The 10,890-nt window shown below is 68.8% G+C and carries 7 protein-coding genes; 4 read left to right on the top strand and 3 right to left on the bottom strand.

The genetic code is table 11. The features are described from left to right. The 4 genes from HMPREF2716_RS04610 to HMPREF2716_RS04595 all read left to right on the top strand — a co-directional run. Positions 1–2,588: Ig-like domain-containing protein (locus HMPREF2716_RS04610; protein WP_256548104.1), on the top strand; the 2,588-nt coding region annotated here is incomplete at its 5' end. Then, positions 2,588–3,865, top strand: coding sequence for a TolC family protein (locus HMPREF2716_RS04605; protein WP_034009214.1), 1,278 nt, complete (start codon positions 2,588–2,590; stop codon positions 3,863–3,865). The genes HMPREF2716_RS04610 and HMPREF2716_RS04605, both read left to right, overlap by 1 nt. After that, the gene (locus HMPREF2716_RS04600) at positions 3,855–6,026 is read left to right on the top strand and encodes a type I secretion system permease/ATPase (protein WP_003114950.1); all 2,172 of its coding nucleotides are present in this window, start codon (positions 3,855–3,857) and stop codon (positions 6,024–6,026) included. Before HMPREF2716_RS04605 ends, HMPREF2716_RS04600 begins: the two co-directional genes overlap by 11 nt. Next, entirely contained in the window at positions 6,016–7,203 is a 1,188-nt protein-coding gene (locus HMPREF2716_RS04595) for a beta-barrel domain-containing protein (protein ID WP_003102741.1), read from the top strand. The genes HMPREF2716_RS04600 and HMPREF2716_RS04595 overlap by 11 nt, the downstream gene beginning before the upstream one ends. Before the next feature lie 108 nt (positions 7,204–7,311). Here HMPREF2716_RS04595 and HMPREF2716_RS04590 read toward each other — a convergent pair whose 3' ends face one another. The 3 genes from HMPREF2716_RS04590 to HMPREF2716_RS04580 all read right to left on the bottom strand — a co-directional run bounded on the left by HMPREF2716_RS04590 (position 7,312) and on the right by HMPREF2716_RS04580 (position 10,886). After that, positions 7,312–7,890, bottom strand: a complete 579-nt coding sequence (locus tag HMPREF2716_RS04590; RefSeq protein ID WP_003102740.1) for an HD domain-containing protein — start codon at positions 7,888–7,890, stop codon at positions 7,312–7,314. Between the two features lie 88 nt (positions 7,891–7,978). Further along, a complete protein-coding gene (locus HMPREF2716_RS04585) occupies positions 7,979–8,533 on the bottom strand; it encodes a helix-turn-helix domain-containing protein (protein ID WP_003088112.1) in 555 nt (184 codons plus the stop codon). A 157-nt stretch (positions 8,534–8,690) separates the two neighbouring features. After that, on the bottom strand, positions 8,691–10,886 hold the full coding sequence (locus HMPREF2716_RS04580; RefSeq protein ID WP_070621826.1) for a xanthine dehydrogenase family protein molybdopterin-binding subunit: 2,196 nt from the start codon (positions 10,884–10,886) through the stop codon (positions 8,691–8,693). Between the last annotated feature and the right edge of the window lie 4 nt (positions 10,887–10,890).

The following is a 10,890-nucleotide window of genomic DNA, read 5'->3' as shown; positions in this document are numbered from 1 at the left end:
TCACCGCCGACGGCAGCGGCAACTGGAGCTTCACCCCGTCCACGCCGCTGGCGGATGGAACCGTGGTCAACGCCACGGCCACCGATCCGGCGGGCAACACCAGCGGCCAGGGCAGCACCACCGTCGATGGCGTGGCGCCGACCACGCCGACCGTCAACCTGAGCAACGGCAGCAGCCTCAGCGGCACTGCGGAACCGGGTAGCACGGTGATCCTCACCGACGGCAACGGCAATCCGATCGCCGAGGTCACCGCCGACGGCAGCGGCAACTGGACCTACACCCCGTCCACGCCGATCGCCAACGGCACCGTGGTCAACGTGGTGGCCCAGGACGCCGCCGGCAATAGCAGCCCGGGCGCCAGCGTCACCGTGGACTCGCAAGCCCCGGCGGCGCCGGTGCTCAACCCGAGCAACGGCACCACGCTCAGCGGCACCGCCGAGCCGGGCAGCAGCGTGACTCTGACCGATGGCAACGGCAACCCGATCGGGCAGGTCACCGCCGACGGCAGCGGCAACTGGAGCTTCACGCCGGGCACGCCGCTGGCCAACGGCACGGTGGTCAACGCCGTGGCCCAGGACCCGGCCGGCAATACCAGCGGTCCGGCCAGCACCACGGTGGATACGGCGGCGCCGGCCACGCCGGTGATCAATGCCAGCAACGGCAGCGTGATCACCGGCACCGCCGAGGTCGGCGCCAAAGTGATCCTCACCGACGGCAACGGCAACCCGATCGGCGAGACCACCGCCGACGGCAGTGGCAACTGGACCTTCACCCCCGGCACGCCGCTGGCCAACGGTACGGTGATCAACGCCGTCGCCGAAGACGCCGCGGGCAACGCCAGCGGTCCGGCCAGCACCACGGTGGACTCGGTGGCGCCGTCCGCTCCGCTGCTGAGCATCAGCGCCGACGGCGCGCTGCTGACCGGCACCGCCGAGCCGAACAGTCAGGTGCGTATCGTGGTCAACGGCGACACCGCCAACCCGATCACGGTCACCGTCGACGGCGCCGGCAACTTCAGCCTGCCGTTCGCGCCGCCGCTGATCACCGGCGAACTGATCGCCGGGGTTGCCGTGGACGCCGCCGGCAACGTCAGCGGGCCGGCCACCATCAACGCGCCGGACCTGGCGCCGCCGACCATCAGCGTGCCGGAAGCCGCCGATACCTGGATCAACGCCGCGGAGATCGGCGACGGCATCCAGGTCGATGTGACGGTCCGTCCGACCATGCAGGTCGGCCAGGTGGTCACGGTCAAGTTCGCCGGGCAGAACGGCTACGAGGCCGAGGTCAGCCATACCCTCACCGCCGGCGACATCGCCGCCGGCAACCTGACCCTGACCCTGACGCCTCCCGGCGGCATGGGCCCGTTCCCGGAGGGCGCCTCGACCGTCACCGCCGACATCAACGGCGGCACCGCGTCGACCCCGGTGCCGTTCACCATCGACACCATTCCGCCGGCGACCCCGGTGCTGTCCCTGGTCGGCAACATCCTGACCATCTCGGCGGAGCCAGGGACCGAGTTGACGGTGACCGTCGACGTCGGCGGGGTGACCGCCACCGCCACGGTGACCGCCGACAACAGCGGGCTGGCGTCGCTGAACCTGCTCACCGACCTGGACATCGACTTCAGTTGGGACCAGTTGCTCAATGCCCAGGTGTCGGTGGTCGGACGCGACCCGGCCGGCAACCCGAGCAACACGGCGAGCATCGGCGTCGGCACCAGCATCGAGCAACCGGTGACCATCGGCAACTTCGGCCTCGACGTCAGCCTCAACCCGCTGAACCCGCGTTTCGGTTTCAGCGGAACCACCGAGCCTGACTCCAGCGTGGTGATCCGGGTCATCACCCCGGCGTTGAACGTCGAATTGCTGCCGATCCAGGCGGATTCGTCCGGAAACTTCTCGCTGAACCTGCTGAGCCCGACCATCCTCACCCAGTTGGGGCTGAACATCACCGACATCCTCAACCTCGGCTCGCAGATCTCGTTCAACCTGGTGTCCACCGACTCCAATGGCAACGACAGCGCCGCCTACGGGATCACCCTGACCCCCAACGGACTGTCGCTCAATATCGGCCAGATCGATGTCAACGGTACTTCCGGCGACGACGTGCTGTCCGGCGCCAACGGCAGTTCGGAGCACATCAACGGCGGCGACGGCAGCGACCTGATCTTCAACGTGGGCACCGGCGATCACGTGGTGGCCGGCAACGGCAACGACACCATCCAGATCACCGCGACCGATTTCGTCAGCATCGATGGCGGCGCCGGGTTCGACACCCTGGTCCTGGCCAACGGCATCGACCTCGACTACAACGCCGTCGGCGTCGGCACGCTCAGCAACCTCGAGCGCATCGACCTCGGCAAGGGCGATTCGGGTAGCGTGCTGACCCTGACCGCGGCGGAGGTGGATGCCATCACCGATGCCAACAACACGTTGCAGATCACCGGCGAGAACAACGACACCCTGAACGTGGTGGGCGCGGTGAATACCGGTACCACGCAACTGATCAACGGCATTACCTACGACGTCTACACCTTCGGCAGTACCACCCTGCTGATCGAGGACAACACGGTACAGGTCGTGGTCTGATGCGCGGGCGCAGGCAGTACGCGCGCAAGGGACGGCGGCATGGGAAGGGAGCCATCTGGCTCCTTTCCCTGGGCCTGCCGATGTTCGCGTCGGCCATGCCCCTCGACCAGGCGGTCAGGGCAGGGCTGGCGATCCACCCGGAAGTACGATCCGCGATGGCCGAAGCGGACCGTGCAGGCACCGAGGTGGAGATGGCCAAAGGGGGGTACTACCCCTCCGTGACGATGTCCGGGGGGCCGCAGGAGTTCGACTTCGGCGAGATCGTCTACGATCTCACCGCGTCGCAGATGCTGTACGACTGGGGTCGGGTGACGAGCAAGGTCGACAGCGCCAGCGCGACCCAGCGCAAGCTGTCCGAGGCGGTGCTGGTGGCGCGCGACGATGCGGCGCTGGATATCGTCGAGACCTACCTCGACGTGCTTGCCTCGGAGCGCCGGGTGGAGGCGGTGCGCGAACACATCCAGCGCCTCGACGGCATCCGCGAGATGACCCAGGCGCGCGGCGGCGACGGCTACGCCGACCGCAGCGAGCTGGATCGCGCCAATCTGGAACTGTCGCGGGCCCAGGAGCAGTTGTCGCTGGAGAAGGGCAACCTGCAGGACGCGCGCAACCAGTACGCGATCCTGGTCGGCCAGGAGCCCGCCGACCTGGTGGAGCCCGAGCCGATGTCGCTGCAACGCTACCTGGCGGCCAGCGATGTGGCGCGGGTGATCCGCGAATCGCCTTTGCAGCGCAAGGCCCTGGAGGACGCCAATGTCGCCGAGGCCGAGGTCCGCGAGGCCAAGGCGTCGCTGCTGCCGCAACTGAACCTGGAGGCCAGCGCGCTGCGCCGGGAGATCGGCGGGCATCCGGAAAGCGACTCGGTGGTATCCCTGCGCTTCCGCATGGACACCTTCCAGGGGCTTTCCAACTTCCGCCGGCCGACCGCCGCGCAGCAGCGCCTGGAGTCGGCGAAATGGAGCGCCGACGCGATGCAGCGCGACATCCGCCGGCAACTGCAGAACCTCTTCGACAACGGCGACACGCTGCGCTGGCGGGAACAGTCGCTGACCCAGCAGGTGACCGAGTCGGAGCAGGTCGGCGAGTTGTATCGCGAACAGTTCGAGGTTGGCCGGCGCGACGTGATCGACCTGCTCAACGTGCAGCGCGAGCGGTTCGAGGCAGAGCGGCAACTGATCAACCTGCGGATCGAACGCAAGCGCATCGAGTATCGGGCGGCCGCGCAAGTCGGCCTGTTGGGTCCGCTATTGGAGAACCGGCTGAATCATGGAAGCTGAGAAAACCCCGGATAACGTCGTGATCCTCAACCACGACCCCATCGTCGACCCGTTGCGCCAGGGCTTGTTGCTGCTCTGCCGGCAGCTTGGCCGACCGCTCGGCGACGCCGAACTGGTGGACGGCATGCCGCTGGAGCACGGTCGCCTGCCGTTGCACCTGGTGGCCCGCGCGTTGCGCCGCGCCGACATCACCGCCCAGGTCACCCGCCAGCCGTTGCGCCGGATCGATCGCTACCTGCTGCCGGCCCTGCTGCTGCTCGACGACGGCCGCGCCCTGGTGCTGGTGGGCAACGACGGCGAGCACGCCGAGGTGCTGGTACCGCAGAGCGACGGCGGAAGCCAGAGGATGCCGCTGGCCGAGCTGGAAGCGCTGTACAGCGGCACGGCGGTCTTCGCCAAGTGCCGCTACCGCCCGGACGGGCGGGTCGGCGACTACGCCAGCGCCTTGCCCGAACACTGGTTCTTCGGCCCGCTCAAGCGGCTCTGGCGTTCCTACGCCGAGGTCACCGCCGCGGCGTTGGTGGCCAACGTCCTGGCGGTCGCCTCGGCACTGTTCGCCATGCAGGTCTACGACCGCGTGGTGCCCAACGCGGCGTTCGACACCCTGTGGATCCTCGCCAGCGGCGTGGCCCTGGCGATCGTCCTCGACGGGGTCCTGCGGATCATGCGCGGCCACCTGCTCAATGTGCTCGGCAAGCGCCTCGACCTGCAACTCTCGACCCTGCTGTTCTCCCGCGTGCTGAGCACCCGGGTCGCCGCCAAGCCGGCGTCGATGGGCGCCTTCAGTACCCAGGTGCGGGAGTTCGAGTCGGTGCGCGAGTTCTTTACCTCGTCCAGCGCGGCGCTGATCAGCGACCTGCCGTTCGTGGCGATCTTCCTGCTGATCATCGCCGTGATCGGCGGCCATGTGGTCTGGGTGCCGCTGGTGGCCTGCGTGCTGATGATCCTGCCGGGGCTGCTGACCCAGCGCCTGCTCGGCCACCTGTCGCGGCAGAACCTGCGCGAAGGGGCGATGAAGAACGGCGTGCTGCTGGAAGCCTTCGAGCACCTGGAGACGGTCAAGGCGACCCGCGCCGAAGGCCGCTGCCTGCACCAGTGGGAAACCCTGACCGGCGAACTGGCCGGTACGGCGATGAAGACCCATACCCTGGCCTCGACCCTGAGCTACTCGGCGAGCATCGTCCAGCAGCTCTGCTACGTCGGCGTGGTGGTCTTCGGCGTCTATCGGATCAGCGAGGGCGCGATGACCGTCGGCGGCCTGGTGGCCTGCTCGATCCTCGCCTCGCGGGCCATCGCACCGCTGTCGCAGGCGGCCGGCATCCTCGGTCGCTGGCAGCACACCAAGGTGGCGATGGAAGGCCTCGACCAACTGATGAGCGCCGAGCAGGAGCGACCCCAGGGCAAGCGCTTCGTGCACAAGGAGCGCCTGCAGGGACATTACCGCCTGGAGGGCGTGCGCCTGGCCCACGGCGACAGCCCGCCGGTGGTCGACGTGCAGGCCCTGAACATCCGCGCCGGCGAGCGGGTGGCGCTGCTCGGCGGCAACGGCGCCGGCAAGTCGACCCTGCTGCGCCTGCTCAGCGGCCTGCTCGACGCGCAGGCGGGACGCCTGCTGCTGGACGACGTCAGCCTGACCCAGATCGACCCGGCCGACCGCCAGCGCGGTATCGGCTACCTGCCGCAGGACGTGGCGCTGTTCCATGGCAGCCTGCGCGACAACCTCAACCTGGAGAACGCCGCGCTGGGCGACGAGGAACTGCTGGAGACCCTCGACGGGGTCGGCCTGGGCGCTTTCGTCCGCGGCCACCCGCTGGGGCTGGACATGCCGATCCAGGGCAATGCCAGCCTGTCCGGCGGCCAGCGCCAGGCCGTCGGGCTGGCCCGGGTGCTGCTACAGGACCCTCCGATCCTGCTGCTCGACGAGCCGACCGCGGCCTTCGACCAGGGCAGCGAGAAACAGGTCATCGACTACCTGCAGCAATGGTTGGGCAAGCGCACCCTGGTCATCACCACCCACAAGAAAAGCATGCTCGCCCTGGTCGAGCGTGCGGTGGTCCTGCGCCAGGGCAGGGTGATCATGGACGGCCCGCTGGAGCAGGTGGTGCAGGGCAACCAGGTACAGGCACCGCAGGCCGCCGAAGGAGGCAACCATGGACTCTGACCGCGACGCCGCCGCCCTGCGCCGGCAACTGGCCGACCCGTTGCTGGCGGCTACCCACCCGGTCTACCGGCCGCTGCTCTGGACCCTGCTCGGTTGCGTGCTGCTGTTCATCGGCTGGGCGGCCTGGGCGCAACTGGACGAGGTGACCCGCGGCGACGGTCGGGTCGTGCCGTTCAGCCGCATCCAGAAGATCCAGAGCCTGGAGGGCGGCATCCTCGACCGCCTGCTGGTGAAGGAGGGCGACCTGGTGGAAGTCGGCCAGCCGCTGGTGCGCCTCGACGAGACGCGCTTCCTCACCAACTTCCAGGAGTCGGCGAACCAGGCCAGCGTGCTGCGCGCGGCCATTGCCCGGCTCGACGCCGAGGTGCTAGGCAAGAAGAGCATCGAGTTCCCGCCGGACGTCGATCCCGAGGGGCCGCTGGCGCGTTCCGAACGCGAGCTGTTCAAGTCGCGCCGCGACAAACTGGTGGAGGGCACCCAGGCGATCCAGCGGCAGATCCACCTGGCGCAGAGCCAGCTCGACCTGGTTCGCCCGCTGGTGGCCAAGCGTGCGGTGAGCCAGATGGAGGCGCTCAAGCTGAGCCAGGACATCGCCACCCTCAGCGGCAAGCTGACCGAGCTGAAAAGCACCTATTTCCAGGATGCCTATACCGAGCGCGCACAGCGCAAGGCCGATCTCAGCGCCCTGGAACCGATCGTCCAGCAGCGCCAGGACCAGTTGCGCCGCACCGAGATCCTGTCGCCAGTGCGCGGGCGGGTGAACACCGTGCTGATCAACACCCGCGGCGGGGTGATCCAGCCCGGCGAGCCGATCATGGAAGTGATCCCGGTAGAGGAGCGTCTGCTGGTGGAGGCGAAGATCAAGCCGCGCGACGTGGCCTTCCTGGTTCCCGGCATGCCGGCCAAGGTGAAGATCACCGCCTACGACTACACCATCTACGGCGACCTCAAGGGCACCCTGGAGCAGATCAGTGCCGACACCATCGAGGAGGACACCCCGCATGGCAAGGAGTCCTACTACCAGGTGCTGATCAAGACCGATGGCAGCCAGTTGAAGCGCGGCGAGGAGGTATTGCCGATCATTCCGGGGATGGTCGCCGAGGTGGACATCCTCAGCGGCAAGCGCAGCGTGCTCAACTACCTGCTGCGGCCGCTGATCAAGGCGCGCCTTTACTGAGGCGTGCAGGACAGGCCCCGGTCGGTGGAAACGTGCCAGCCGCTTCCCTGTAGCCATGGCGAGCTACGTAGGCGGTGGCGCTGGTAACGCTGCCCGGGCGGGCGCACGCTAGGCGTCGCGCCGAGCTGCGAGGCGCTGTCGGGTCCTGGCGTCGAGTAGCTCGCGCAGGGTCTTGAACAGCGGTGCGCGGTCGGTATAGCGACGGCCGTAGTCGAGGTTGAAGGCATAGTCGAAGTCCGCCGGATTGTCGCCCTGGGTGTGCTGGAGCAGGGTTTCCAGCTTGTCCAGGGCCTTCACTGCCAGGGCTTCGGCGGACTCGCCGCGCTCGTATTCGTCCCACAGGGCGAGCAGGCGGTCGCGCAGCGGCGCGTCGAGGTGACGGGTCAGCTGCAACAGGTCGGCGCGTTCCTGTTCGCCTTTGTCCGGGTGCGCGGCCTGCTCGACGGCGGGGATGTCGCCGTGGATCGCTTCGCCGAGGTCGTGGACCACGCACATGCGCAGGACCTTGCCGAGGTCCAGGCCGGCCAGTTGGTCCTCGAAGGCCAGTGCCATCAGGCACAGCCGCCAGCTATGTTCGGCGGTGCTTTCCGGGCGGCCGGAGGAGGTGTGCGCGGAGCGCAGGACGTCTTTCAGGCGTTCGGCTTCGCGGAGGAATTCGAGGCGGTTGCTCAGCAGTTCGAGGGACATGGCGCGGGCTCCGCTACCGGTGAAACGAGCCTGCAAGCCTAGGCGCGGCGGTGCTGAAGGTCCATGGATAAAATATCCGCGGCGACGTTCAGAGGGTTTCCACCAGGCGCACCGCGCGTCCGTCCGAGAGGGTCATGCGGGTCCAGCGGCAACGGCTGCGCCGGATCGGCACGATGGCCGAGGCGTTCGCTCCGCTGGCGAACTCCAGCGCCGGCGGTGCCAGCAGTTCGCGCCAGCCGAGTTCCTCGAGGGTGGCTTCCTGGCGGAGGATTTCCTCGCTGCAATAGGGCCACAGCGAACGGTCGAGCAGTTCGCCGAGAGGCACGCCGAATTGCGCGGCGCGTGCCGGCGAACAGGCCAACAGGCGATGGGTGAGGTCGCAGATCAGGTGCACGGGTTGCGGGTTGGCCTCGACCAGGCGGGCCAGTGCCTGGTCGGCGGCGGCTTCCAGGCGGGCGCCGAGCAGACGCTCCAGGCGTGCCCGTTCCTCCACCAGCAGCGCCTGGGTACCGGACTCCCAGCGCGAGATGGTCGATTGCGCCACGCCGAGCAATTCGGCGGCATGCGTTTGCTTGACCCGGTGCAGCAGGCGCCAGCGACGCAGGGCGGGGCCCAGGGACGAAGAAGGGAGAGGCTCGGTCATGCTTGGCTACGCGGGCGAATGGACGCTGAAGTCTGCGCCCGACGCCGGGCGGAGGCAAATCGGCGCGACACCGGGGGGACCCGTATGGTCGGCGGCGAACCTCGGAGGGCCGCCCGCGCCGCGCCGGCAGCCGTGGAGCTGCCGGCGGGCGTCTCGCTCAGGCCTTGGCGAAGGAGGTGGGGAAGGGCAGGTTGTACAGGCGTTGCCCGGTGGCGGCGAAGATCGCATTGGCCAGCGCCGGGCCGATGGGCGCCACACCGGGTTCGCCGACCCCGGTGGGCGCTTCGCCGGAGGGCACGATGTGCACTTCGACCTTGGGCATCTCGGCGATCCGCAGCACCTGGTAGCCGTCGAAGTTGTTCTGCTCGACCTTGCCGTCCTTCAGGGTGATCGCGCTGTGCAGGATCGCGCCGAGGCCGAAGCCGATGCCGCCCTCCATCTGCGCGGCGATCACGTCCGGGTTGATCGGGATGCCACAGTCCACCGCACAGACCACCCGCTCGACCTTCAGCTTGCCGTCCTTGTCCACCGAGACCTCGACCACCTGGGCGACGAAGGTCTTGAATGCCTCGGTCACCGCGATCCCGCGCCCGCGCCCGGCGGGCAGCGGCCTGGACGGGTCCCAGCCGGCCTTTTCCGTAGCCAGTTCGAGCACGCCGCGCAGGCGCGGCTGCTCTGCCAGCAGGTCGCGGCGGAACAGGTAGGGGTCCTTGCCGGCGGCCTGCGCCGCCTCGTCGATGAACGCCTCCACCGCGTAGACCGTGTGCGAGCTGCCGACCACCCGCCACCACAGGACCGGCACGCCGACCTGGGTGGTGCTCAGCTCGACCGAGACATTGGGCACCGCATAGGGCAGGTTGGCGGCGCCTTCCACCGAGGTGGCGTCGATGCCGTCCTTGACCATCACCGCGGCGAACGGCGTGCCTTCCAGGATCGACTGGCCGACGATGCGATGTTGCCAGCCGACCAGCTTGCCGTCGGCGTCGAGCCCGGCTTCGAGCCGGTGGTAGTACATCGGCCGGTAGAAACCGCCGTGGATGTCGTCCTCGCGGGTCCATTGCAGCTTCACCGGCACGCCGTTGGCGCCCAGCGCCTTGGCGATCGATACCGCCTCGACGATATAGTCCGACCAGGCGTTGGCGCGCCGGCCGAAGCTGCCGCCGGCGTAGAGCGTATTGATCTTCACCTGCTCCGGCTTCAGCCCGGCGGTGCGCGCCGCGTTGCCCTGGTCAACGGTCTGGAACTGGTCGCCGGCCCAGATCTCGCAGCTGTCGGCGGTCAGCCTGACCACCGCGTCCAGCGGCTCCATCGGCGCATGGGCGAGGAACGGGAACTCGTAGCTGGCGGCGATCCTGCGGGTCGCCCCGGCCACCGCCTTGGCGGCGTCGCCGTCCCTGCGCGCGGGCTTGCCGGGTTGCTCGGCGAGCTTGCGGTACTCCGCCATCAGCGCCTCGGAACCACGCTTCTCGGCCTTGCTCTCGTCCCACTCGACCTTGAGCGCGTCGCGGCCTTGCTTCGCCGCCCAGAAGCCCTTGGCGACCACCGCCACGCCGTGCGGCACCTGGACCACCTCGACCACCCCCGGAATCGCCCTGGTCGCCGTGGCGTCGAACGATTTCACCGTGGCGCCGAACAGCGGCGGGCGCTGGAGCAGGGCGACCAGCATGCCGGGCAGGCTGACGTCGAGGGTGAATTGCGCACTGCCGTCGGTCTTGCCGGGAACGTCGACGCGCGGCGCCTGGTGACCGATCAGGCGGAAGTCCTTGGGATCCTTCAATTGCACTTTTTCCGGCACCGGCAGTTCCGCCGCCGCAGCGGCCAGCGAACCGTAGCTGGCCTTGCGCTGGCTGGCCGGATGTTCGACGAAGCCGTCGCGGGTGCGCAGTTCGGTGGCCGGCACTCGCCACTGGCGGGCGGCGGCCTCGACCAGCATCGCGCGCGCCTTGGCCCCGGCCTCGCGCAATTGCATCCAGGAGTTGGCCATCGCCGAACTGCCGCCGGTGCCCTGCATGGTGCCGAAGGCCAGGTTGGCGTAGCGCTTGGCGTCGGCGGGCGCGCTTTCCACGCGGACCTTGCTCCAGTCCGCGTCGAGTTCCTCGGCGACGATGGTGGCGATACCGGTATAGGCGCCCTGGCCCATCTCCACGTGCTTGGCGATCACCGTGACACTGTCGTCCGGGGCGATCCGCAGGAAGGCGTTGGGCGCGAAGCCGGCGTCCGGCAGGGCCGCGGCGAGGGCACGCCGGGCTCCGCTCCACTGGAAGCCGATGGTCAGGCCGACCACCGCGGCGCCTTTGAGGAAGCCGCGGCGCGAGCCGGGAAGGGCGTTGCTCAGATCGATCTTGCTGTTCATGGCG

This window comes from Pseudomonas sp. HMSC076A11 (genome assembly GCF_001810205.1).
Lineage (GTDB): Bacteria > Pseudomonadota > Gammaproteobacteria > Pseudomonadales > Pseudomonadaceae > Pseudomonas > Pseudomonas aeruginosa.
This window is presented reverse-complemented; position numbering and strand designations above follow the sequence as displayed.